This window comes from Desemzia sp. AGC72, from assembly GCF_057334175.1.
Window position 1 is genome coordinate 490,049 of sequence record NZ_JBHFIG010000021.1, and the last position, 26,035, is coordinate 516,083.

Below are 26,035 nucleotides of genomic sequence, written 5' to 3' on the forward strand. Positions count from 1 at the left end.
AGAATTCAAGCAACATCACAAGTGATGTAATCTGTTTTCTATCATTTCTATTTTCTTTATTCTATAGTTCTTTTACATCTGCGGCAAAAATCTACTTCTTAGTTTACAGGAAATAACGTTGAATGTCATTCCAAGTTACAGCCAACATCAATAAGAGTAATAAACCTACTCCAATCAATGTAACAATTCCTTCTTTTTCTTCACTAAGAGGTTTTCCGCGGACGCCTTCAATAATGTTCAACACTAATTTCCCGCCATCTAAAGCCGGAATAGGCATTAAATTGATGATTCCAAGGTTGACACTTAAAAAAGCCAACCAATTCAATACTCCTATAAATCCAGTAGCTACAACAGCTTCTGTCGTAGCGTAAATAGCTACAGGTCCACCGAACATATCTACTGAAAAACCAGAAGTAAAAATGGAAGCTAGCGCCGTAACGATTTGACTCGCCACGACCCATGTTTGTGTAAATCCTGAGCCGATTTTAGCCCAGAAGCTAGTGTCCATTGGAACATGAATTCCAATAGCGCCATGTTCTGTACCATCGGTTGCTTTAGTTGTATCGGGCACAATCGTTATGTCTTCCTCGGATCCATCTTCATGCTGAACCGATAAGACCAATTCTTCTTCTGGATTTGCTTGGATGATTTGGACCATCTCATTCCAATCGGAAACTTTCTCTCCATCAATAGCAGATACTTTGTCTCCTTCAACTAATCCAGCCTGTTCTGCTGTACTATCCGGCAGAACTTCTCCTATTTCATTTACATAAGAAGGTACGCCGCCTTGGATGAATGCCAAGATAATGAACGCTACAATAGCTAAAATAATATTGTTCATCGGACCAGCAAAGTTAGTCATCATTCGTTGAGGCAAGCTGGCTGACTGAAATTGAACATCTAGTGGAGCAATTTGAACTTCTGTTCCATCTTCTTCGATCAATAATGCATCTCTGTTCACAGAAAAACGAGTCGCTTGTTCAGATTCACCATTGACGAAACCTTCAATAAACAAATCTTTTTCCAAATCAACAGCAGACACTTCAATTGGAGTAGCATTGACCAGTTGTTTCTTTTTAGACGTATTGATCGTTTTGACTTTTCCCTTTTCATCCAACACTAAGCTGATAGGAGTACCTGGTTTGATCTCAATGTCTTCCTCATAACCTGCCATACGCACATATCCGCCAACCGGCAGCAAACGAACAGTATATGTTGTTTCATTTTTTCGATACGAAAAAATTTTGGGACCAAACCCAATAGCAAATTCTCTAACTAAAATACCTGATTTTTTCGCAAAATAGTAATGTCCATATTCGTGAAATACAACTAATATACTAAACACAAGAATGAATGTAAGAATTGTCGTTATCATCAAATTGCTCCTCTGCTGTAAACTTCCATTTCTTTTAAAATCGTCCGCTCTATTACACTAAACCGACAAGATTTAAAATGGGAAATACGAATAAAATGCTGTCAAATCGATCCAACACTCCGCCATGTCCTGGGAAAATATTTCCTGAATCTTTTGTATTGTAGTGACGTTTGAATGCTGACTCCACTAAATCACCAAACTGACCAGCCATTGACAACAAAGCCATCAATACTAGTGTCCACGCATTCGAACCTGCTATTTGAACAAAGTACAAGTAGATACCGGCCACTAGAATAGCGCTGACTGTACCAGCCACTGAACCTTCTATCGTTTTATTTGGACTGATACTTGGAGCAAGCTTATGTTTTCCAATTTTGCGTCCGAATAAATAAGCACAGATGTCGGTCGTCCAAATCGTGATCAATACTAAAATCAACAATTCCAATCCAATTTCTCTCGTTTCTAGTAATGATTTGAATCCAAAACCGATATAGATAATTCCTAAGATAGACACCGCAGCATCATCGAAAGAAAAATTATTCTTTGAGAAAACCGTTTGAATAAGTAATATAATAGCTGCTAAATGAATCCACATGTCCGAGTTGAAATCTTGTGGAAGAATTTCTTTCAATTCTGCAGAAAAAATAAATCCCATCAATGCAATGACAGAAATGATACCTTCAATTGAAAAGATGTTGTTGCCTTTCATTTTAAATAGTTCGCTTAATCCAATAATGGCTAAAATTGCAATAATACTACCTAATAACCAGCCGCCAATATACACTACAGGTATAAAGATAGCTGCCATCACTAAAGCAGTGATAATTCTTTCTTTCACACTATTTCCTCCTAATATTCAATAAGAGCTTTTAAAGCCCTCCAAATCGGCGTTGTCGTTTTTGATAGACAGCTAACGCTTCATCAAAAGCTTTTTCATCAAAATCAGGCCACGCAAGAGATGAAAAATAGAATTCACTGTAGGCGTTTTGCCAGAGCATGAAATTGCTGATTCTTTCTTCTCCGCTCGTCCGGATCATGTAATCGACATTTTGGTAACTGCCTAATACAGATGTCATCAGATATCCTTCGAAATCTTCTTCTGTTATTTTTTGCGCTTTTAATGTACCCGCACTAATATCTGCTGCCATTGCTTTAACTGCTTCAACTATTTCATTTCGCCCACCGTAGTTGACCGCGAAATTCAAGATCATACCTGTATTATCAGCTGTTTCCCTTATAGCACGTTCCATAACTTTTTTCGTTTTTCTAGGCAATTTTTCATGTAGCCCAATCATAGTTACTCGTATTCCAGCCTCCATGATCTCTGGCATAAACTCATCAAAAAACTCTACAGGCAGCTGCATTAAATAGTTCACTTCATCTAATGGTCGTTTCCAATTTTCTGTTGAAAAAGCATAGACGGTTAAAGCCTTAACGCCTCTTTTGTTAGCATGTCGTGCAATTACTTTTACTTGATCCATACCGGCACGATGGCCAGCTGAACGCTTGAAACCACGACTTTTTGCCCATCGACCATTGCCGTCCATAATAATAGCCACATGCTCCGGTACACTTTCATCTGGTGAGAAGTGATGCACCTCTTGATTGTCTTCTCTTTCTTGATCACTCATTACGATTGACCGCCCTTCACTATCAAACTTTACTCCTTCTATTGTAGCAAATCCTTCTTTAAAATCCTATGATTTAAAGAAAATATAATATTTGGCAAGACATGAACTGCCGCATTAAAAACTTATTTTAACTCGCTTAATTTATCAATATCTTGCATTTAGACACATCGCCACTTAAGCATCTGAGTATATTTTTCGATTATCGATTCGTGCAATGTTATACTATATGTATTGAAAGACATGTTAAACTATTAAGGAGGCTGTTTTATGAAACGTAGACTCGTGCAATTCATCGTGGGATTGATTCTTTCCGCTATCGCAACTAAAGTGACATCACTGATTTTAGGTGATAACTCTAAAAAGAAACCTAAAACTGCCAAGTTTTAATCATTGACAATAAAATAAAAAAAAGCAGTATGCCTCTCTTACCGTAAAGGTCGAAAGAGGCGTGCTGCTTTTTACTATCCGGCTTAGGAAAGAGGATTAACCTTCGATCAATTCTTTTTCTTTCTCAGCTGCGATTTTATCCATTTCTTTTACGCTGTTGTCTGTCAATTTTTGAACTTCGCCTTCAAAATAACGTAGGTCGTCTTCAGTGATCTCATTATTTTTTTCAGCTTTCTTTAAATCATCAATTGCATCACGACGGATGTTACGTACTGAGATCTTAGCATTTTCAGCTTCTTTACCTACTTGTTTCGCTAATTCTTTACGGCGCTCAGTAGTTAATTGAGGAATCACTAAACGAATCACGTTACCATCATTAGATGGGCTGATTCCGATATCGCTTTGCAATAATGCACGTTCAACATCTTTGATGGACGATTTATCAAAAGGTGTGATCATCAATACACGTGGTTCTGGTACACCAATTTGTGCTAATTGATTCAATGGAGTTGGAATTCCATAATATTCTACTTGGATGCGATCCAATAAACTAGGATTTGCACGTCCTGCACGAATAGAACCTAATTCACGTTGTAAAGACTGCTCTGCTTTTGTCATTCTCTCTTTTGTTTCTTTTAAAATTTGTTCAGTCATGATCTTTCCCCCTAACAGTAGTTCCAATGATTTCTCCTTGTACTACTCGTTTAATATTTCCTGTTTGATTCAAATTAAACACCACTAATGGAATGTCATTGTCCATGCTCAGTGAGCTGGCTGTTGTATCCATTACTTGTAAACCTTTGCTGATAATATCTAAGTGAGTCAGCTCATCAAATTTAACAGCTGTTTTATCTAGTTTAGGATCTGCTGAATAAACACCATCAACATTATTTTTAGCCATCAAAATAACGTCTGCTTCGATTTCTGCAGCACGTAAAGCTGATGTAGTATCTGTTGAAAAATATGGATTTCCAGTACCGCCAGCAAAAATCACTACGCGCCCTTTTTCTAAATGACGCATCGCTTTTCTTCGGATGTAAGGTTCAGCAATTTGTCGCATTTCTATAGAAGTTTGAACACGTGTCGGAACGCCTTCATTCTCTAAGCAGTCTTGTAAAGCTAAAGCATTCATAACCGTTGCCAACATGCCCATGTAATCTGCTTGAGCTCGTTCCATACCCATTTCTTCGCCTATTTTACCGCGCCAAATATTTCCGCCGCCAACGACGATTGCTATTTCGATTCCTAATTCATGTACTTCTTTGATTTCTTTACATATTTCTTGAATAGTCGGCGGTTTAATTCCAAATCCAGAATCTCCAGCCAATGCTTCACCACTTAATTTAAGTACAATTCTCTTATACTTTGGTTGCTTCATCTCAGTCATTACCTCCATTGGCTATTTACAATTAACATTCTATCATACTCAGTTGGAAACTTCATTAAGATTCAACCATGAGACTAGTTTCTCATTCATTGAAAATATCTTTTCAACAATCAATAACGCCTCAACAGACAAAATGATACAAAAAATAGAGAGGATACAAGTACTCCTCTCTATAAAAATGGTTTATTTTTTAACTTGACTCATTACTTCGTCAGCAAAGTTTTCTTGACGTTTTTCGATTCCTTCGCCAACTTCAAAACGAGCAAATTCTTTTACAGAAGCACCGTGAGCTTTCAAGTAGTCACCAACAGTTTGATCTGGATCTTTAACGAATGGTTGGTCTACTAAACTAATTTCAGACAACCATTTGCTCAAACGACCTTTGATCATTTTTTCAACGATGTTAGCTGGTTTCCCTTCGTTTAAAGCTTGTTCAGTTAAAACTTTTGTTTCATGTTCAATTTTATCAGCAGGCACTTCATCACGAGTGATGTACAGTGGGTTAATAGCAGCGATATGCATTGCAACATCACGAGCTACATCTTCTTTATCAGCACCATCTAAATGTACTAATACACCAATACGTCCGCCCATGTGCAAGTATGAACCGAAAGTTTCGCCTTCAGCTTTTTCAAAGCGTACGAAACGGCGCAAGTTGATTTTTTCTCCAATAGTAGTTGTAGCAGAAATGATTTCTGATTCAATCGTACCTTCACCAGAGTTTAATTTGTTTGCATCTTCTAATGTTGCTGGGTTTTCTTTAGCAATTGCTTCAGTAATATTACCTACTAAAGTTTGGAATTGCTCATTTTTAGAAACAAAGTCTGTTTCTGAGTTGATTTCTGTTAAAGCAGCAATGTTGCCTTCAGCGTAGATTCCTGTTAAACCTTCAGCAGCGATACGGTCAGCTTTTTTAGCAGCTTTTGCCATACCTTTTTCTCTTAGGTGGTCTACTGCAGCGTCCATGTCTCCATCAACGGCTACCAATGCTTTTTTAGCATCCATCATTCCAACACCAGTCATATCACGTAATTCTTTTACTAAAGCAGCTGTTACTTTTGCCATTTTTATTCCTCCTATTTACTTGTTCAAATCTTTTTAAAAGTTTTTGAGGTCTAGTTTTAATTTTATATAAAAAGCTGCCTCTAAAAATGAAATGACGCCGCTTTGTAAAAAGTCGCTATTCACTTCTCACTTTTATCGAGACAGCTTTTATAATGTTCTAGTTATTATTCAGCGTTGTCGCCTTCAACAACTTCTACGATTTCTTCAATAGAAGAAGTTTCAGTTGATTCTGGAGCTTCAGCAGTGAATGTTTCTTCAACTACTTCATCTTCACCTTGATTTCCTTCGATCATAGCGTCAGCCATTTTTGAAGTAATCAATTTAACCGCACGAATAGCATCATCGTTAGATGGAATCACTACATCGATTTCATCTGGATCACAGTTAGTATCAACCATTGCAACGATAGGAATGTTTAATTTGTGAGCTTCTTGAATTGCGATACGTTCTTTACGAGGGTCAACTACGAACATAACGTCAGGAATTCTAGGCATATCTTTGATTCCGCCTAAGAATTTTTCTAAACGGTCGCGTTCTTTGATCAAAAGACCTACTTCTTTTTTAGGAAGTAAATCGAAAGTTCCGTCTGCTTCCATTTTGTCGATGTTTTTCAAACGTTGAATACGTTTTTGGATCGTATCCCAGTTAGTTAAAGTTCCACCTAACCAACGGTGGTTAACGTAGAATTGACCAGCACGTTGTGCTTCTTCTTTAACTGATTCTTGAGCTTGTTTTTTAGTACCTACGAAAAGAGCGATTCCGCCGTTTTCAGCTACATCTCTTACATATTTGTAAGCAGCATCTGCTAATTTGACTGTTTTTTGCAAGTCAATGATGTAGATACCATTTCTTTCTGTAAAGATATATTTTTTCATTTTTGGGTTCCAACGACGTGTTTGGTGTCCAAAATGAACTCCTGCTTCTAGCAATTGTTTCATAGAAATTACTGCCATGATTGTGTTCCTCCATTTGGTTTTGTATTTATCCCTCCCTCAAAATCAACTGCAAAGAGACTTAAGCGACCTTAAGCACCTTCTATTGCATCCTTCGAGGTGTGATATAGTTGGCGCTTTTTGCACCGTCTTATATTATACAGTTGTTCTTTAAATAATGCAACAAAAAAATTAAGAGTAGGGGGAAAAAGACGCTTAGCCCCGAGTCACTGGAACGAATAATACTAGGATGGTCTACAACCATCCTAGTATTAATCGTTAAGTGGACGTCGGGACTGCCTTTTTGAGCACGTTTACGAAACCAATATTCATAAAAAATCGGAGCTGGGAAATAACTCCTAGCTCCGATTTTTTTAGGCTGATTCCATACCCATACTTAAAATTTCTCGGATATCTTCTTCGGTCAACTGGTTGATCGTTCTTGTTTCTCCATGATCTTCCGTAATGACTTGATCAAATAAGGATTTCTTTTCTTGCTGCAAGGCATTGATTTTTTCTTCAATCGTTCCTTCAGCGATCAAACGCCATACTTCTACAACGTTCTTTTGCCCAAGACGGTGAGCTCTCCCCGCTGCTTGTTCTTCTACAGCTGGATTCCACCATAAATCGTACAAGATAACGGTATCTGCGCCGGTAAGATTCAATCCTGTTCCACCAGCTTTTAAAGAAATCAAGAAAATGGATTTCTCGCCATCATTAAACTTGTTGACCATATTGATCCGTTCGATCGGTTTGGTTTTTCCGCTTAAATAGAAACTAGAGATGTTTTCTTTTTCCAATTCTGTTTGAATAATGTCCAACATCGAAGTAAATTGAGAAAAAATTAAAATGCGTTTATTGTTCTCCAACGCTGTCGAAACGATTTCTTTCAATTGCAATAACTTGCCTGATTCTCCTTCATAGTCATCTATGAACAATCGAGGATCACAACAAATTTGGCGTAATCTAGTCAGAGAAGCTAGGATAGCGATTCGGTTTTTCCTGAAATCGTCTCCGCTCATTCCTTGAACAGTTTCTTGAATCTGCTGCAAATAAGCCAAGTAAACCGTTTTTTGTTCTTTAGTAAGCGTACTGAACATATTGGTTTCGATTTTTTCCGGAAGCTCTTGGAGCACATCTTTCTTCACTCTTCGCAACACAAAAGGTTGGATCATCTTCGCGATTTTTTCATTCGTCAACGTCTTAAACTTTTTGATCGATGGGAAGAATCCTGGCATGATCAATTGGAAGATCGCCCACAACTCTTCTATTTTATTCTCAATCGGCGTACCACTTAATGCAAACTTCTTAGGTACAGATAAGCTTCTTAAAGCTTGAGAAGTTTTCGTGTGGTAATTTTTGACCATTTGAGATTCATCCAACACTAACGTACTGAATGATTGCTGATTATAAATGTCTACATCTTGACGGAAACTTTGATAAGAAGTGATCAACACGTGGTTGTTCACTATATCATTGATTTGACCTTCTCTTTCTTCGCTGCTGCCTGATACAACTGTTGCACGAATATTTGGAGCAAACTTTTTCAGTTCATGATGCCAGTTATAGGTCAAAGAAGCCGGTGCAATAATTAAGAATGGTTTTTCTTCGCCTTCTTCTATCTCAGATTGAATATAAGTGATTACTTGTAATGTTTTACCCAGTCCCATATCATCAGCTAGTATTCCGCCAAATCCGTACTGAGACAACATTTTAAGCCACTTGAACCCTGTAACTTGGTACCCTCTGAGTTCACCTTCTATTCCCTTAGGCAATGCTGCTTCGATAGAATGCGGATGATTTAAATCCAGCACCATTTTCTGGAACTTATTAGACAAGACTGGTTGAACACCCGTCTCATTCTCTAGTAAATGAGACAACTCAAGCCCACGATAACTAGGAATACTGATCCCGCCATTTTCAAACTCTTTTGAACTGCGCAATTCACTCAATACTCGACTGATCTGCTGCAATTCTTCTGATTCCAGCGACAGTAATTTTCCATTATCCAGTTTGTGAAAACTTTTTCTTTCCATTAAACTTTGCAGTACTCGATTGATTTCATCTCTACTGATACCCTTGATATCAAAACGAATGTCCAATAACCCGCCTTCTTGCTGTATATCTACAGTTGTGTCCGGATCGATCTGGTCTAAAAAGATGCTGTCCAAACTGTCATTCACGTAGACTTCAGCTGTTTGTTCCAACAATGGAATCTCTTTAGTGAAAAATTCATAAAATTTTTCATCTTTTACTAATCGTTTTGTATAATCTGTTTCTTCTCTTAGATAACCAAGTTCATTCAATAAATTTAAAGTCTGTATCTCTTTTTTACTGTCTCTGATGACTTGAATATTTTCTTCAGGCATTTGGTTTTCTTCTGGATTGGTAGACAAAACCATATGCCGATAGTTAAATTCAACCACTGCATGCAAGTGTTCATTTTCATATGTGAAATAGATACATGTTTTCAATGGCTCATGAACAAATGTATTTTCTACTTCTTCAGACATATGAACAGCAGCTAACTTGGAGATAGTAGGCAGAACATATGCTGTAAAATCCGGCATATCTTCAGGCTGAATGTCGATTCGGTCTCCTTCATGACGTTGCAAGAATGACTGCAACGGTTGGATAGCTCTTAGTTGTTCTCGAGTTGGTTGATAGATTTTATCTTCTACTAAAAACCAATGATAGTCTTTTAAATAGACATCCGTGTTGTCATCAATATTTAACTTTACAGCACCGTCTTGGCTGTTCAACTCAAATTCAAAAGGCAAACGCCCTTCAATGAAGGTAACCTTTCTGAATTGAGAGCCGCTGATATCAAAAATCACATTCGCTTCTTCTTGGTACTTTTCAATAAAAGTTTGAGCAAATGACGGGGTCAAAACAAAATACCGCTTATTATTAAAGATAGATTTTGCTTCTACGAAATTTCCTCTGACAAAGTTTTGCGATTCTACTTGTACATATAGTTCACGTAAAAGGACAGCGTCTGTACCTTCTACATCAGCTTCATCAAAATCAATCCATTGATTGCTTTTATATTCAAATTTTTCTTTATTGATAAAAGCCGTTAAAAAACCATTCAAGTCTTTAATCACATACAACTTGTCAAATCCAGCTCTGATACTAACTACCAGCACTTCACCGGAATGACGGATCAAAGCCGTGCTCTCTGCTTTATGTTCAATTTTATATTCTAATTTAAGTGTTTGAAGTTGTTTCTTTCCTCCAGCATACAAACTATTGGTATCTTCAAGAAATTGTCTTGAAAACAATAAAGTCAGCTCTTTTCCTGGATTAATAGAATTTTTAGCTACTTTCTCCGCATTTTCCCGAGTCATGACACGACTAATCTCACGGTCTTTCAATTCTAATTCAACTGCAACCGTGTGTTTGCAAAACCCATGATTTTTCCAGTAATCACACTCGCAAAAATCTTGTTCTCTTGTTGTGCCGTCTAATTCTATCCGATAACGGTCATCATCCAACACATCAGCTGTCCAAATTCTTTCATCAACCGAAGCATTGACTGAAATGACACGCTTTTCATCAACTAAACTTCTTCCTTCTTCAATCAATCGTTCAGGTATACTCCACTTCACGAAACCAACCTACTTTCTTGCCTTTATCCAAAAAAATTGAATTGTCATTTTTGGTAAACAAAATTCTCCATCTTTCTATTTTACGTTATCTTCAATGAAAAAGAAACTTTAATGTTATTCATTTAGTTTATTCTAATGCAATTTTAGCCATGGCTGGCAGATAGTTGACTCTTTCCAGTTCCTAAAGCATGTACAAGTACTTTATCGGGAATGCGATCTTTCAATTCTTTAACATGGCTGATAATTCCTACCAGCTTTCCATCTCCGTCGATTTGCATCAAAGCTTCAATAGCCTGGTCCAAAGCATCTTCGTCTAAAGAACCAAATCCCTCATCAATAAAAATTGCCTCTATTTGAATCCCGCCGGCTTGACGTTGAACGACATCTGATAAAGATAAAGCTAGTGAAAGAGCTGCGATAAAGCTTTCCCCGCCAGAAAGGGTTCCTACATTACGAACTCCTCCTGCATGATCGTCATAGATATTGATCTCCAATCCAGTTTTATTTTTATAAGATCCGTCTTTTCGGTTCAAATCAAACAAATATCTGTGATTAGACAATTTTTGCAAACGTTGGTTGGCTAAACTCAAGACTTCTTCTAAGAAGTAAGACAGCACATAACGCTCGAAACCTAATTTGCTGATACCGCTATCCCCGTTAGCCACATCGGATAAAGTCGATACTTCAGTATACAAGTCCATATTTTTTTGATGGAGATCCAGTATCGTTTGACAATTAGCAATAATACCTTGGTTTTGTAAGAAGTGGTCTTGCAGTACCGCTTTTTCTTCTGTCTTTTCGGTTTTTTGGTTCACTAGCGCATCGTAAGACTCTTTGGCAACATCCACTTGAGGAATTGGTTTGCCTTCGAGTTTTTGAGTATTCAAGGTCAGATTCTGCTGAACATTGTATTTTGATTTTTCATGTTGATCGATCATTTCCCGCCACGAGACTACGTGTTCTTTATTCTCTAAAGTTTCTTCTACTTCCGAAATACTCAAGAAACTGGAGTTGGACAAAGCTTCTTCCGCTTCCAGTTTCAGTTCTAGCTGCTTTTCATCTTCCTTAGCCAATGATTCAACGATTGAATCTAATTTATACTGAGTTTGTTCAACAACTTTTTCGGCTGCAAAGGTCTGTTCAAGAACCTCTTCAAAATACTTTTGCCACTGATTGATGCGCTGTTCTAGAGAAACTACTTCCGCATCATAACATGTAATGTCCAAGTATTTTTCAGGTATAGTTTGCCTCAAATGATCCAACTGCCCAGTTAGCTGACTCAGCTTGTTTTGTTCAGTTTGGTGCTCGATAGTTAATGTGTCTACAGCTTGTTGAATCTTTTGAGTTTCAGCTTCAACCGCTACAAGCTTTTCTTCATGTATCTTCTGGTCAGTTAGAACACGATTCAATGCATTGATTTGAGTTTCTAATTTTTTCTTCTCTTGAGAAACGGCTTCACAATTTTCTTTCAAAGTCCCGGTTTCTAACTCGGGATAAAGATGGTGACCTGTCCAAACAAAACGTTTTTGCTCCAAGTCAGTTTCTTGTTCAGTCAATTGATTTTCTAATTCCGAGCATTGTTGTTCCAAAACTTCTTTTTTGGCTTTAAGAGAATGCAGCTCGTTTTCTTTTTGTTCTAACAGAGTTTCTAATTCTGCAGCACTTTTAGTTGATGTGATCTGAACCATTGCATGGAGCGGATGTTCAATCGAACCACACACCGGACAAGGTTCTCCGTAAATCAATTCTTCAGACAATTTCTGGATCTGTACCTTTGCCCAATCACTTTTTATTTTACGGTATTCTTCTGATACACCATTCAAATTGTGGTCCACATTCTTTAGGTTTTCTTTTTTATCCACCAGCAGCTTTTTCAGTTGGTTTTTTTGATCTTCAGCTTTGAAGGTTTGATGTAACACTTCCTCAGCATTACTCCATTCTTGCAATCGATCTTTAATTGAATATAAGTCGTTCCGTTTAAAAGCCAGATCTGCCAATAGTCGATCCAGCTCATCTTTTTCCTTTAGCAACTGTTGTTTTTGTTCACGGCAAGTAGTTAATTGTTCTTCTAACCGTTTAACGATCAAATCTTGCGCAATATTTTCCTGCTGGCATTTTTTGTAAGCGGAGATTGCTTCTTTTAATTGATTAAGAGAGATCAACTGCTCTTTACGACTCTCTTGCTCTGGGTGTTCCTTATCAGCGGCTTCTTTTTTATTCTTTGCTTCCTTCAATAGTTCTTGTTCTTCTTGCAATTGCTTATATACTTGTTTTTCTGTTTCTTTTAGTTCTACTAAGTTCTTTTTATTTTCAACCAATTTAAATAATAATGTTTCAAACTGTTGAGCTTCCTCACATTTTTTAACTTGGTGCTTTAATGCTGTTATTTTGCTTTGTTCTTCTTTCAGAGATTCCATAGCTTGCAACAAATCTTCTTTTTCATCCAATAATTGCTGAATCGTTTGTTGTTCTGCCAAAAAAGCATTGGCTTCTTCAGTTTGTGTCGTTAATTCTGTTATCGAAGAGTCAAGTTTTATCAATATCTCTTCCATTTTTCGTTGTTCTTCTTGGAGAAGATTCAATTCTACTTTCATCCCTGCAAAACCTGTAAACTCGATTTCAGGTTTTATTGTAGTCCAGTGAGCTTTACTAAGAGTAGACTCCAGTTCTTTTTCCTTTTCCAGCAACTTGTAATGCATTTCTTTTTTCTTTTCTTTCAATTTTTCACTCAATTGGCGATAAATATCCGTACCAAAAAGTTTTCTTAAAATAGTTTCTTTTTCGCCGCTGTCCGCATTTAAAAATCGTCTGAACTCTCCTTGAGGAATCATAACGATTTGTCTAAATTGATCGCAATTCAACTGCATTACTTCTTCAATGACTTCATCTACTTCACTGATTTTAGTAACATGCTGCAATTCTTCCCCATCTTCATTGAATACACGTAAAGAAGCTTTTGCGGGAACCTCTCGAGTACCGTCTCCTTTTTGTTTCAACAAAACTTGAGCGGGACTCCTAATAATTTCATACAGCTTATTTTGCGCACGAAACGTAAATGCAACACTGGTCTGCTGATTAGCATCCGCGAATGTTGAACGCATTTCTTTCGGCTCCCGATTTGATCCATTGGTTTTACCGAATAAAGCAAAACAAATACCGTCAAATAAAGTCGTTTTTCCAGAACCTGTTTTCCCGGCGATCAAAAAGATGTTATTTTCATAAAAAGATGAAAAATCAATCGTTTCGTCCATATATGGGCCAAATGCTTTTAACGTTAAAGATTGTGGGCGCATTTAATGAACCTCCTTTTGCAAATCTTCAAATAAAGTTTCAATCATTGTTTCTTGCTGCTTCGTCAACGAATTTTCCGTAAGTTCTTCAAAATAATGACTGAAGAGTTTATGTGGTGCTAAAGTAGTCGGCACTTCTTTTTTAGTCTGATTGATACCCGACAGAAGACCACTTTGATTGACTCTTTCCATACCGATAACATAAGGGTATATTTCCCTTAACCGATTCATCGCATTCGGCAGCATGACCGTATCTTTCAATTTAATGTAAATAAACTGATCTCTCTTGATCGTTAAGTAATAATCTTCATCTGTTAATGTGCTGAAATATTCTTCTAACACAACGATATCTCGAGAAGGTTGGACTGGGTAAAATTGTTGTTTGAGCAGACCTTTGTCTTCAATCACAACGATCCTAAAGCCTTTTTGTTGATTAGCTTCTGAGACAGAATATTTTAATAAACTGCCGGAATAGCGAATCGACTCGCTTTTTAAAGCTTCTGGATGATGCAAGTGACCTAGAGCCACATACGTAAAGTCTTGAAATACTCTTGCAGAGACATTGTCTAATCCGCCAACTGTAGAGCCGGTCTCTGATTCACTTCTCAAACTTCCCGTTACAAAAAAATGGGAGATCAATACTTGATGTTTCGTTTCTTCAAATTGCTCTTTCATTTTTTCAACGACTTTTTCAACAGCCTTTTCATGTGTAGTCAACGTATCATCTTTAAAATAAAGGCGAGCATCAATAGGATCAAAATAAGGCAGCAGAAAAAACTGCGTATTTCCTAAAGTGATTGGCTGAAAAGTAAAATCATTGATTTTTGTTTGCAAATAAAGATTTGCTTGTTTGAACCATTCACTGCCTGTCTCTAGACGGGTAGCCGAATCATGGTTCCCAGAAATAGCCAACACCGGTATTTTTTCTTTTAAATTCATTTCTATAAACATTTGATTCAACAAGCTAACTGCTTCAGCCGGCGGTACAGATCGATCAAATAAATCCCCTGCTATTACGATCGCGTCTACTTCTTCTTTTTTAGCTATGTCCAGCATTTGTCTGAAAACTTCTTGCTGCTCTTGCAGCAGTTGAAACCCGTGGAGTTTTTTTCCAATATGCCAATCTCCGGTATGTAAAAATTTCATTTTAAAAACCTCCCGTTCATCTTCCATTCATCTAGTATAACAAAGAAACAAAGAGAGTCGAAAAGCTTTTTTAGGAAACAATCAAATCTTTTTTCTTTTTGGATCGCTAAAGAAACAAAACCAAAACTTTGGAATTCAAAATAAAATTGTTGCGAAAATCCGCCTTATCACTCATACTAATACAAGTAAGAATGAAGATGTATTTATTGAAAGGATTGAACAATTGTGTTTTTTAGAATTTTACGTGATTTCGTGGGAGTTCTTGTTTTTATTTTAAATGGAAATGCACACTACCAACAAAGAGAAAAATTACCTCAAAATGAATCTTATATCTTAATTGCTCCGCACCGTTCTTGGATAGATCCGGTATACTTGGCTTTAGGGGCTAAACCGAAAGAATTTGCTTTTATGGCCAAAAAAGAATTGTTTAAAAACCCTATTTTTGGTTGGATCATTCGTAATGCCAATGCTTTTCCGGTAGACAGACTGAATCCAGGTCCAAGCGCTATCAAAACGCCTGTAAAAATTTTAAAAGAAGGCAAATTGAGTTTAGTGATGTTCCCTACTGGAACAAGACATTCTGCTGAACTTAAAGGTGGAGCTCCCACTATTGCAAAATTAAGCGGTGTTCCAATGGTTCCTGCAGTCTATCAAGGTCCATTGACTTTCAAAGACTTGCTTAAACGTAAAAAAATTGTCGTTCGTTTTGGAGATCCTATTTACGTAGACCGAAAAACAAGATTAACGAAAGAAAGTCTTGCAGTCATCGAAAAAGATGTTCAAGCTGCTTTCGATCAATTGGATAGAGAAATCGATCCAAATTACCGTTACGAATACAAATAAAATACAAAAAAGCTATGGTCCTATATGGAGCCATAGCTTTTTTGTATTGCCTGTCATAGTTATTCTGTAAATCCGCTTTTTTGCAGTTCATACATGCCGTAATAAATACCTTTTTGATTTAGTAATTCATCATGTGTACCTTGTTCAACGATTTCTCCATGATCCAACACCAATATCAAGTCAGCATCGCGGATAGTCGACAACCGGTGAGCAATCGCCAATGTCGTCCGGCCTTTCCGCATTTTTTCCAACCCTTCTTGAATCAATACTTCGGTTTCTGTATCGATATTAGCGGTAGCTTCATCAAGAATCAATATTTTCGGATCAGTAACAATTGTACTAGCAAAAGAAATCAATTGTTTTTGACCGCTGGAATAACTGGCTCCTCTTTCGATTACTTTAGCATTATATTTATGAGGCAAAACTTCAATAAATTTGTCTGCTTGAACAAACTCTGCTGCTTTTCTGATCTTATCATCGGTAATGTCTTTGTTCTTTAACCGTATGTTGTCTTTGACAGTTCCATAAAACAAGAACGAATCTTGAAGAACCAAGCCCATATTTGAACGCAGCTCGCTCAGTGGGTAGTCTTTGATGGAGACACCATCAATCAAAATCTCCCCTTCATAAAATTCATAAAACCGCATGATCAAATTAATGATCGAACTTTTCCCGCTCCCTGTATGTCCTACAAGAGCCACAGTCTCACCAGGATGAGCGGTGAAACTGATATTCCTCAATACCTTGTGTTTACCGTCATAAGAAAAAGATACATTCTTAAATTCAATTTTTGCGGAAGTGATTTTTGCATCTGACTGTTCATTTTGTTCAGGTGCATATTCTTCATTATCTAGTATATTCAAAACTCGACTGCTCGAGACGATTCCGTCTTGAAAAATACTCAGACTGTCCATCATTCTCGTCATGGGTTGAAAGAAGTTTCGTACATAAGAAGTAAAGGCATAAATCACACCTACTTCAATAAACCCGTTTAATGCATCATATCCAAAAAAGGAAAGAATAAAGACTAAAGCCAAGGTATACAGTAAATCAATGATTGGGCTTAATAACAATGTGTTGATTTTAGTCATTTGGTATCTTGACCTGAAATAAGACATGTTTGTCTCTGCAAAGTCTTCTTGGAATCTTTTTTCTTGTCTGAACTGTTGAATGATATTCATACCTGTGATCGATTCTGCTAATTTGGCATTTAAAATCCCTAGTTTTTCTCTCATGCTTCTATAAAGGAACGAACTCTTTTGCTGATACAACCAAATGACTACGATCAAAATCGGTAAGAAAGTCATGATCCATAGTGTAACTTCTGCATTTAGCGTATACATTGCAATAAAGGAAATGCTGAGACCTAAGATTCCTTCTATGACAGTCAAAAATACTGTCCAAAACTCTTTTATCGTTTCAGTATCATTAGTAACTTTTGAAACGATTGAACCAGCAGGAGTCCGGTCAAAATAATTCATCCCAAGTTTATGCAATTTAGTGTAAACAGCATTTCGGATGACTGCGACCGTTTTTTCAGAAGCCATATTGTAATTGTACAAATTGAAATACCAGATAAAAGCTTTTAACAGGGTTGTTCCAGCGTACAAACCTCCAAATAGAAGGACGACTTGTACTGTAGCAGTTCCTTTCATGAAATATCCATCGATCAATGTTTGAACGATTCGAGGTAGCACGGCATTCGTCACAGCCAGCAGACCGGCAAAAATAATCGAGGTTGCAAATTGTCCCAGAAAAGGCTTTGCAAATGAGAAGATTCGTTTCATGGTTCCCAACTGTTCTCTTAATGGAATGTCCCTTGACCAAGCTGATTCAGTGTCTTTCATTCTCCAGCCCCTCCCTCTACTTGTTGTTCGAGTTGCTGTTGTTCATACATGTCTTTGTACCAGCCATTATTCAAAAGCAACTGTTCATGCGTGCCTCTTTCGATCACACGTCCCTCTTCTAATACTAAAATTTCTTGAGCATGCATCACACTGCTGATCCGATGAGCTGCTATGATCGTTGTCTGGTCAGAACGTTCGTTTTTTAAAGCCGAAAGAATTTTTTCTTCTGTCTTAGCATCTACAGCAGACAAAGCATCATCCAGAATCAGTAACTCAGGATTAGTGATCAATGCTCTTGCGATCGAAATCCGTTGCTTTTGCCCTCCTGAAAGAGACACACCTCTTTCTCCTACTTCAGTCTCATATTGTTGAGGCATCTCGAGAATGTCTTGATGAATAGCTGTTAATCTCGCAGCACGTTCGACTTCAGCCATACTCAAGTTTGGATCAGCGAACCGGATATTACTTGCTATAGTATCAGAAAATAAAAAATTGTCTTGCGGAACATAGCCAATACGTTTCAACAACGCATCCAGTGAATACTCACGAATGTCTGTCCCTCCATATAAAATGCTCCCTTTATACTGATCGTACTCTCTTAATATCAATTCAAAGAGTGATGTTTTTCCCGAACCAGTTTTTCCGACGATTCCTAAAGTCTGACCTTTTACTAAGTGGAAATGCACATCGCTTAAAACCACTTTTTCGGACGAAGGATAAGTAAATTTTTGAATCGTGACATCTAGGTTTCCAGATATAGGAGTCATAATTGAATGGGCACTTTCTTGGATAGAAGAATTATTGCTCAACAATTCCCTGATCCGGTCATAACTAGCGCTCCCTCTCTCTAAAATATTAAACAACCGTCCCACTGCTAACATTGGCCAAGTCAGCATAGAAATGTAAGTAAAGAATGTGACAAATTCTCCAATTGAAATCACTTCATTGATGACAAAAGATCCGCCTAGAATTATCGTCAAGACATATGACAGGCCGGTTATAATGGTAATCACTGGATCAAACAAAGAGTCTACGATATAGACTTTTTTATTCTCCCTTACGACTTGAGAGGTTTTATCCTTGAATTCTTGAATATCTTCTGCTTCTTGTCCAAATGTTTTAATGACTTTCATTCCTGAAACGCTTTCTTGAGTTTTGTCGTTTAAGTGAGAAAAGGCGGCTTGAGCATCTCTAAAAGATTTATGAATCTTTGTTCCCAAAATACGTGAACATAAAGCTAATAAAGGCAGCGGCACTAAAGCAATCAGAGCCAGCCGCCAGTCCACTACTAAAAACATAGCGATGATAGTCGCACTTCCAGTGGAAACAGAATCTGCTAAAGTCAATATCCCTCCAGCTGCCACCATCCGTATAGCCCGTAAATCATTTGTAGCATGTGCCATCAAATCCCCAGTTCGATAGCGCTGAAAAAAATGCCTATCCATATCGGTAAAATGTTGGTATAACTGTGTTCGAATGATTCGCTCCAACTTTGATGCTGTACCAAATATATTAATGCGCCATATGTAACGCAAAAAATACTGTGCAACAGCAGTAGCGGCCAGTAAAGAGACCCACATGACCAACGACTGCATAGTTATTGTCTGTAAAGCGATTTGGTCGACAATGATCCCAATAATCCTCGGAGGCAGCAATGCTATAATAGAAACCATAAAAAGCGCTATCACCCCAGAGATGTAGGCTTTTTTCTCTTGTTTAAAAAACCATCCTAATTTCTTAAATATCCCCATTTATGTTTTTCACCTACCCCTATTTTTACAACCCTTTCACTATACTCTTTATCCTACTAAAAAAGATAAAAAAAACGAACAGAAATGTCTTCCTGTTCGAAAATACTATTCAACTAGTAATGATTAGTTTATTTTTTTTTATTTTTTTTCTCAGATTGTACTTTCATAGACGCCATCATTTGTTTGATTTTCTTTTCAGATGGTTTTTGGCCCATTTGCATCATCATCATACGCAGCATGTCTTCGTTTACTGGTGGATTTTTTTCAAAGTAATCCATCATGTATTTTCTAGAGATGAAAAATCCTCCAACTAATCCTGCAATTAAAGCAAGTACAATTAATAAAATTGCTAATCCTAAGTTCATTTTTTCTTCACTCCTTTCAAAAACCTCTCAGTTGTTAATTGTACTAAATATTGATCGAAAAATAAATAGACTTTCGTAGATTTAAGAACTCGCGCTTTTTTATCGTCAATAAGAGTTTCGTAAAAAAGGGAAAAGCTATACAATTATTTTGTATAGCTTTCGTCCCAAATTCATTTAATTTTACAGATTATTAAATGTTTCTACAACGTTTTGCGTAGTAAAACCGTAATTTTCGATTACAGTTGCGCCAGGAGCACTAGCTCCGTATTTATCGATACCGATCGTAGCTCCATCAAGACCTACATAACGTTCCCAACCAAATGTAGCTCCCATTTCGATTGAAACACGTTTGCGGATTTCTCTTGGTAGAACACTTTCTTTGTATTCAGCACTTTGTTTTTCAAATAGATCCATACTTGGCATAGATACAACTGAAACGTCTTTTCCTTGTGCTTTCAATTCTTTTTGAGCTTCTAAAGCTAATGAGACTTCAGAACCTGTAGCAATCAAGATACCTTCAGGTTTTTCTCCATCTTGAGGAGAAAGTACATAAGCACCTTTTTGGATGTTCTCACGAGCTAATTCTTTAGTTTTTGGCAATACCGGCAAGTCTTGACGACTCAATACAAGCATTGTTGGGTGATCCGTTGATTTCATAGCGATTTCCCAAGCCGCTGCTACTTCATTTCCATCAGCTGGACGAAGAACAGTTAAGTTAGGCATACTGCGTAAGCTTGACAAGTGCTCAACTGGTTCGTGAGTTGGTCCATCTTCTCCAACTGCTACAGAATCATGTGTAAACACATAAGTTACAGGTAGTTTAGAGATTGCTGCTAAACGAACTGCTGCTCTTAAATAATCTGTAAAGACAAAGAATGTTCCCACATAAGTCTTCGTTCCTCCATGAAGTTGAATCCCGTTTGCTGCTGCCGTCATAGCGAATTCACGAACACCATACCAGATATTACGTCCTTCGTATTGACCAGCTTCGTAATCTGCTACTCCATCGATCATTGTATTATTTGAAGAAGACAAGTCTGCTGAACCGCCCCATAAGTTAGGAACATTTTTAGCAATTGCATTCAATACTTGGCTGCTTGTTTTACGAGAAGCTGCTGCTGCATCTCCTTCTTCGTATACAGGTAAATCTTTGTCCCATCCTTCTGGCAATTCACCATTGAATCCAGACTCAAATTGTTGAGCCAATTCAGGGAATTCTTGACGGTAAGCTTCGAATGCTTTATTCCAGTTTTCTTCAGCTTCCGCTCCAGGATCTACGATCATTTCTTCGAAACGAGCTTGTGCTTCCATAGGTACATAGAAGTCCTCGCCTTCCCAACCGTATGCCTTTTTAGTTGCTTCTACGCCTTCGATACCTAATGGAGCACCGTGGACTTTGTGTGAACCAGCGCCTGGAGAACCGAAGCCGATAACCGTTTTTACTTCAATCAATGATGGTTGATTAGGATTAGCCTTTGCTTTTTCGATAGCTGCGTTGACTTCTTCCAAATCGTTTCCATCTTTTACCAAGATGTGTTCCCATCCATAAGCTTCAAAACGTTGACCAACATTTTCTGTAAACGATTTAGATGTCGGTCCATCTAATGAGATGTCATTTGAATCATATAAGACAATCAATTTACCTAATTTAAGGTGACCTGCTAAACTTGCTGCCTCAGCAGAAATACCTTCCATCAAATCGCCGTCCCCACATAAAGCGTAAGTATAATGATCAACGATTTTATGATTTTCTTTGTTATAAGTAGCTGCTAAATGTGCTTCAGCCATCGCCATCCCAACACTATTTGCGATACCTTGTCCAAGTGGACCAGTTGTAGCTTCAACACCATCAGTATAATGAACTTCAGGATGTCCTGGAGTGTTGCTTTCCCACTGACGGAAATTTTTCAAATCCTCAATTGACACTTTGTATCCAGCTAAGTGAAGCATGCTGTATAACATCATAGAACCGTGTCCAGCAGAAAGAACAAAACGGTCACGATCTACCCAATGAGAATTTTTAGGATTTGCTTTTAAATGTCTGCTCCATAACACATATGTCATCGGTGCAGCACCCATTGGTAATCCAGGGTGTCCGGAGTTGGCTTTTTGCACTCCGTCAATACTTAACGTACGAATGGTATCTACAGCTAGTTGATCTACTTTATCGAACAAAAAATATCATTCCTTTCAATTTTCAAACTAAATAAAATGCTTACATTACTTTTATATCATACCATTTTTTACACATGAATGGTGAACTTTTTGCATTAAATTTATCTGCCGTGTAAGCCTTTATCTTTTTGGATTTTTTTCACTTTATCAGGTGTTACATCGTTGCCTTCTTCATCTACGATTTTCATACCTTCTATGTGGTTTCTCATCCCGCCTCTAAAGGCATTTAAATAAGCTTCCCGTAATTTTTTTTGTTCTACTTGTTCTGACATTGTAAGACCTTCAGAACTTTTAGATTTTTTAGCTAATTCATTTATTCGTTTGATTTGATCTTTTGGCAACATTTTAATCATCCTTTCTTCTACTTACCCAATATACCAAAAATCGAGCTGTATTTCAGCCCTAATTGTTTTGTTTCTGTATGGAAAATATCTTTGTAAAAAGAAAAAAGCGATTTTTTATGCTTTATTTCATTTCTTTGTCTAAAAGGCGAACGTTTGTTTGAAAAACGTTTCTATTTGTGCTATTCTATCAACAAGAGTAAATAAGAATTGAGGTGTATCCTATTATGAAAAAAACGCCAGCATCTAGACAATTAGAAGTATTGCAATATATTTATGAACAAGTAAAAGAAAAAGGCTTTCCGCCAACAGTTCGAGAAATAGGACAAGCCGTTTCATTGTCTTCCACTTCAACAGTCCATGGACATTTATCTCGTTTGGAAAAAAATGGTTACATTCAACGTGATCCTAGTAAACCAAGAACAATCGAATTGACCGCTGAAGGATTGACTCAATTAGGAGTTGGAATGAACAAAATTCCGCTATTGGGAACTGTTACAGCCGGGGAACCTATTTTAGCTGTAGAAGAGGCAACAGATTTCTTCCCCATTCCTCCAAGTTTGGAATATGAAAATGGTGCATTGTTTATGTTGACCATTCGTGGGGAAAGCATGATCAATGCAGGGATTCTCGATGGAGACGAAGTTATCGTTCGAAAACAAGCCAGTGCCGATAATGGAGATATCGTTATCGCTATGACAACTGAGGATGAAGCAACCTGTAAACGATTTTTCGTAGAAAAAGATCATTATAGACTTCAACCCGAAAATGATTCTATGAGTCCTATCTTATTGGATGAAGTAACGATACTAGGAAAAGTGGTCGGTTTATACCGCAGTCATGTATCTTGATTCAATTTCTGAATAAAAAAACCTTGAGAACTGACTAAACAGTTCTCAAGGTTTTTTTATTCTTAGTATTCAGCAAGCGCTAGAATATCATAGCCTTTAATTTTATCGCGGCCTTTTAAGTCTTTTAATTCAACGATGAATGCTGTTCCTACAACTACTCCGCCTAATGACTCGATCAATTCGATAGTAGCAGCGATCGTTCCGCCTGTAGCTAACAAATCGTCACATACTAAAACTTTTTGTCCCGGGCGAATACTGTCTTTGTGTAATTGCAATGTATCTTGCCCATATTCTAAGCCATAGTTCACTTCTACTGTTTCACGAGGAAGCTTTCCTTTTTTTCTGGCAGGAGCAAATCCAATACCCAATTCATAAGCAACTGGGCATCCTACGATAAATCCACGAGCTTCAGGTCCAACGATCATTTCTACACCTTTATCTTTAGCGTATTTCACAATTTCATTTGTTGCGAAACGATACGCTTCGCCATCCGCCATTAGTGGTGAGATATCTCTAAATATGATTCCTTCTTCAGGAAAGTTTTCTACATCAGCAATATATTTCTTTAAATCCATTTTTGTTTGTCCTCCGTTCACTAGTTGAATAAGTATATTATTCACCAGTGGATAATTGTTGCAATAGCCACTTTTCTACTTCCCAGGAGTGACTATACACTAGTTTTTCTTCTGCACTGATTCGTTGCACTTTTTTCTGATAAGTTAGGGCTTGAGTCAAATCTTTTTTCTCAGGGTTTTCGATTTGATTTAAAAGTCCATTGTCTATTTTAACAAATCCGACTTCAAAAAACACCTGTATAATGAAAATTAATCGATTTTCTTTGATATTTAATGTCTGAGCTAAAACTGATAGTTGATTTTTCACATCAATGTTTTGATGCGAACGAATAAACTTATATGTTTCAGCGAATTTTTCCCGACTCGGCATTCCTTCTAAATAGTCATTAGACGAACTGTAAAATGAATATGAAATATTCTCCGGTTGATTTCCTTCCAGCAATAATGAAAGCATTGTCATAGATGGCGGACAATCGACCAACACCAAATGGTTATTCTCCATCTTGAACTCTTTAGCTTCTTTTCGAGTTTGGACACTATAGCTCTTACTGGAATGATGAATCTTATCTTTTAAGCGCATATGATGTTCAGGATCAAAAAAAATAAAATCTGCCTGCTGAATTGTCCATAGAGCTGCAGGTACCTGAGTACTACGATAATCAAAACATTGAATTCCTTTTACAGTTACATCTTCTATACGGAATTGTAATTTGCGAGCTCCATTCCACTCATTGATCTCTAATTTTCCGATAGTAGACAACACCGTTTTTTCAGGGATCTTATCTACTAACTCTCCGAATCCGAAACCGATGCTGTCCAAAAGATAGTCTTCTAATTGCACAGACATTTTCAAATGGGTACCATCTGCGCCAATTTTTCGGATTGATTGAACCTCAACGTCTTCCAATAAAAAAGTCGGTTTTGGATTATCGGTACCAAAAGGCGCTAATTGATTTATTTCTTCAACCGCACCAACTGTTAAATCGGCTAGCTCCAACACTTTATCAATTTGGACTTCTTCTCCCATTTCTCCAGCAACTTGCTGTGTAACCGCATATTCATTTAATTTCGTTCGAATCTGCTCGATGTTTTCAAGTGGCACAGTTAGTCCTGCAGCCATATGATGCCCACCGAATGCAGCTGTTAATGGACGAACGGTATCTAATGCTTCATACAGATGAAAGGATTGTACACTTCTGCCCGAGCCTTTAGCCGTTCCATTCGCTTGATCAATATTTAAAACGATGGTAGGTTTACCTGTCTTTCCAACGACTTTACTAGCTACTATCCCTAGTACACCTTCATGCCAGCCTTCTTTAGCTAGTACATAAACATCGGATTCTGTATCGATTTCTTCCAACATATCAAAAGCTTCATCAGTGATTTGTTTAACGTATTTTTGTCGTTCTTCATTTTTTGATTGAATGAACTGAGCGATCGATTGTGCTTCACTATCATCAAAAGTAGTCAATAATTTTACTGCGGGCGAAGCATCACCTAATCGTCCAGGAGCATTTAATCTAGGACCTATAATAAATCCGACAGATTCTTCGCTCAAATCGTTTTTATTTAAATTAGCGATCTCGTACAATGCATTCAAACCTACACGTTGTGTTTGTTTCAATGATTCAATTCCCTGTATAGCCAGCAATCTATTCTCGTCTCGTAAGGAAACTAAATCGGCGATCGTTCCTATAGCTACCAGATCCAACAACTCTATAGGCATTTCACCTAATAAGGCTGTAGCCACTTTAAAAGCCACTCCTACACCCGCTAAGTCTCCAAATGGATATTTCCCTTCAGGGTGACGCGGATGAATGACAGCATACGCATTGGGCAACTGATCGGGCAATTCATGATGATCGGTTACAATAACATCTACACCTAATTCTTTAGCTCTATAGATAGCATCGTGTCCTGAAACCCCATTGTCGCAAGTAACGATTAATTGGCAGCCTTCTTGAATCAATTTTTCAAAAGCCTTTGTATTCGGACCGTACCCATCTGTAAAACGATTCGGGATATAAAAATCTACATTTGCTCCGATCATTTCTAAAGTTTCCAATAACACTGATGTACTCGTTACACCATCAGCATCATAATCTCCATAAATAACGATTTTATCTCCGCTTTCTACTGCCATCATGATGCGTTCGACTGCGCGCCCCATGTCATGCATTAATAACGGATCATGTATACCTTCTTCTTTAGGCTGAATAAAATTCTTTATTTTTTCTGCAGTATTTAACCCTCTTTCTAGACACAGCGAAATAAACAACGGCGAATAAGACAGTTGTTCAGCTAATTCTTGAATGAGCGCTTTATTTTGTTCTTCATTTGTTTGTTTCCATTTCATACGAGCTTTAATCACAGTCTTCACTCCCAACTTTATCAGTATATCAAATTAGCACTTTGATTGATAGAAGAGTGAACAGGAAAGAATTGTGAAAAACAAAAAAATTG

Annotated in this window: 19 protein-coding genes; 2 read left to right on the forward strand and 17 right to left on the reverse strand. The window is 37.4% G+C overall.

The annotated features are described in order from the left end of the window. Positions 1 to 103: 103 nt before the first annotated feature. The 10 genes from rseP to ACE025_RS11480 all read right to left on the reverse strand — a co-directional run bounded on the left by rseP (position 104) and on the right by ACE025_RS11480 (position 14,824). The gene (gene rseP / locus ACE025_RS11435) at positions 104 to 1,375 is read right to left on the reverse strand and encodes an RIP metalloprotease RseP (protein ID WP_485939893.1); all 1,272 of its coding nucleotides are present in this window, start codon (positions 1,373 to 1,375) and stop codon (positions 104 to 106) included. Positions 1,376 to 1,427: 52 nt separating this feature from the next. Beyond that, positions 1,428 to 2,213, reverse strand: a complete 786-nt coding sequence (locus tag ACE025_RS11440) for a phosphatidate cytidylyltransferase (protein ID WP_485939895.1) — start codon at positions 2,211 to 2,213, stop codon at positions 1,428 to 1,430. Between the two features lie 31 nt (positions 2,214 to 2,244). Next, entirely contained in the window at positions 2,245 to 3,006 is a 762-nt protein-coding gene (gene uppS / locus ACE025_RS11445; protein WP_485939897.1) for an undecaprenyl pyrophosphate synthase, read from the reverse strand. Between the two features lie 483 nt (positions 3,007 to 3,489). Next, complete coding sequence (gene frr, locus ACE025_RS11450; protein WP_485939899.1) at positions 3,490 to 4,047, reverse strand: ribosome recycling factor; 558 nt, start codon at positions 4,045 to 4,047, stop codon at positions 3,490 to 3,492. Next, a complete protein-coding gene (pyrH, locus tag ACE025_RS11455; RefSeq protein ID WP_485939901.1) occupies positions 4,040 to 4,771 on the reverse strand; it encodes a UMP kinase in 732 nt (243 codons plus the stop codon). The genes frr and pyrH overlap by 8 nt, the downstream gene beginning before the upstream one ends. 192 nt (positions 4,772 to 4,963) lie before the next feature. Next, positions 4,964 to 5,845, reverse strand: coding sequence for a translation elongation factor Ts (gene tsf / locus ACE025_RS11460; RefSeq protein WP_485939903.1), 882 nt, complete (start codon positions 5,843 to 5,845; stop codon positions 4,964 to 4,966). Between the two features lie 164 nt (positions 5,846 to 6,009). Beyond that, the gene (gene rpsB / locus ACE025_RS11465; protein WP_485939904.1) at positions 6,010 to 6,798 is read right to left on the reverse strand and encodes a 30S ribosomal protein S2; all 789 of its coding nucleotides are present in this window, start codon (positions 6,796 to 6,798) and stop codon (positions 6,010 to 6,012) included. Between the two features lie 353 nt (positions 6,799 to 7,151). After that, complete coding sequence (locus ACE025_RS11470; protein WP_485939906.1) at positions 7,152 to 10,388, reverse strand: SNF2 helicase associated domain-containing protein; 3,237 nt, start codon at positions 10,386 to 10,388, stop codon at positions 7,152 to 7,154. Positions 10,389 to 10,531: 143 nt separating this feature from the next. Continuing rightward, positions 10,532 to 13,681, reverse strand: a complete 3,150-nt coding sequence (locus ACE025_RS11475) for an SbcC/MukB-like Walker B domain-containing protein (protein WP_485939907.1) — start codon at positions 13,679 to 13,681, stop codon at positions 10,532 to 10,534. Further along, the gene (locus ACE025_RS11480; RefSeq protein ID WP_485939908.1) at positions 13,682 to 14,824 is read right to left on the reverse strand and encodes an exonuclease SbcCD subunit D; all 1,143 of its coding nucleotides are present in this window, start codon (positions 14,822 to 14,824) and stop codon (positions 13,682 to 13,684) included. It abuts the gene before it with no gap. A gap of 225 nt (positions 14,825 to 15,049) precedes the next feature. Between ACE025_RS11480 and ACE025_RS11485 the strand changes: the two genes are divergently transcribed. Then, a complete protein-coding gene (locus ACE025_RS11485) occupies positions 15,050 to 15,667 on the forward strand; it encodes a lysophospholipid acyltransferase family protein (protein ID WP_485939909.1) in 618 nt (205 codons plus the stop codon). 59 nt (positions 15,668 to 15,726) lie between these two features. Here ACE025_RS11485 and ACE025_RS11490 read toward each other — a convergent pair whose 3' ends face one another. The 5 genes from ACE025_RS11490 to ACE025_RS11510 all read right to left on the reverse strand — a co-directional run bounded on the left by ACE025_RS11490 (position 15,727) and on the right by ACE025_RS11510 (position 22,149). Further along, positions 15,727 to 17,514, reverse strand: coding sequence for an ABC transporter ATP-binding protein (locus ACE025_RS11490; RefSeq protein WP_485939910.1), 1,788 nt, complete (start codon positions 17,512 to 17,514; stop codon positions 15,727 to 15,729). Continuing rightward, positions 17,511 to 19,265, reverse strand: a complete 1,755-nt coding sequence (locus ACE025_RS11495) for an ABC transporter ATP-binding protein (RefSeq protein WP_485939912.1) — start codon at positions 19,263 to 19,265, stop codon at positions 17,511 to 17,513. The genes ACE025_RS11490 and ACE025_RS11495 overlap by 4 nt, the downstream gene beginning before the upstream one ends. A gap of 128 nt (positions 19,266 to 19,393) precedes the next feature. After that, complete coding sequence (locus tag ACE025_RS11500) at positions 19,394 to 19,630, reverse strand: YneF family protein (protein ID WP_092479926.1); 237 nt, start codon at positions 19,628 to 19,630, stop codon at positions 19,394 to 19,396. A gap of 180 nt (positions 19,631 to 19,810) precedes the next feature. Continuing rightward, entirely contained in the window at positions 19,811 to 21,805 is a 1,995-nt protein-coding gene (gene tkt, locus ACE025_RS11505; protein WP_485939915.1) for a transketolase, read from the reverse strand. Positions 21,806 to 21,906: 101 nt separating this feature from the next. Next, positions 21,907 to 22,149: a DUF896 family protein gene (locus tag ACE025_RS11510; protein ID WP_485939917.1), complete on the reverse strand. Its 243-nt coding sequence runs from the start codon at positions 22,147 to 22,149 to the stop codon at positions 21,907 to 21,909. Positions 22,150 to 22,373: 224 nt separating this feature from the next. Between ACE025_RS11510 and lexA the strand changes: the two genes are divergently transcribed. After that, the gene (lexA, locus tag ACE025_RS11515) at positions 22,374 to 22,997 is read left to right on the forward strand and encodes a transcriptional repressor LexA (RefSeq protein ID WP_485939918.1); all 624 of its coding nucleotides are present in this window, start codon (positions 22,374 to 22,376) and stop codon (positions 22,995 to 22,997) included. Between the two features lie 62 nt (positions 22,998 to 23,059). Here the strand turns inward: lexA and ACE025_RS11520 are convergent, their stop codons facing one another. Both ACE025_RS11520 and recJ read right to left on the reverse strand, forming a co-directional pair. Next, a complete protein-coding gene (locus ACE025_RS11520; RefSeq protein WP_485939920.1) occupies positions 23,060 to 23,572 on the reverse strand; it encodes an adenine phosphoribosyltransferase in 513 nt (170 codons plus the stop codon). Positions 23,573 to 23,609: 37 nt separating this feature from the next. Next, positions 23,610 to 25,928 carry a single-stranded-DNA-specific exonuclease RecJ gene (recJ, locus tag ACE025_RS11525; protein ID WP_485939922.1) on the reverse strand — a complete coding sequence of 773 codons (2,319 nt, stop codon included), beginning with the start codon at positions 25,926 to 25,928 and terminating at the stop codon, positions 23,610 to 23,612. Positions 25,929 to 26,035: the final 107 nt, after the last annotated feature.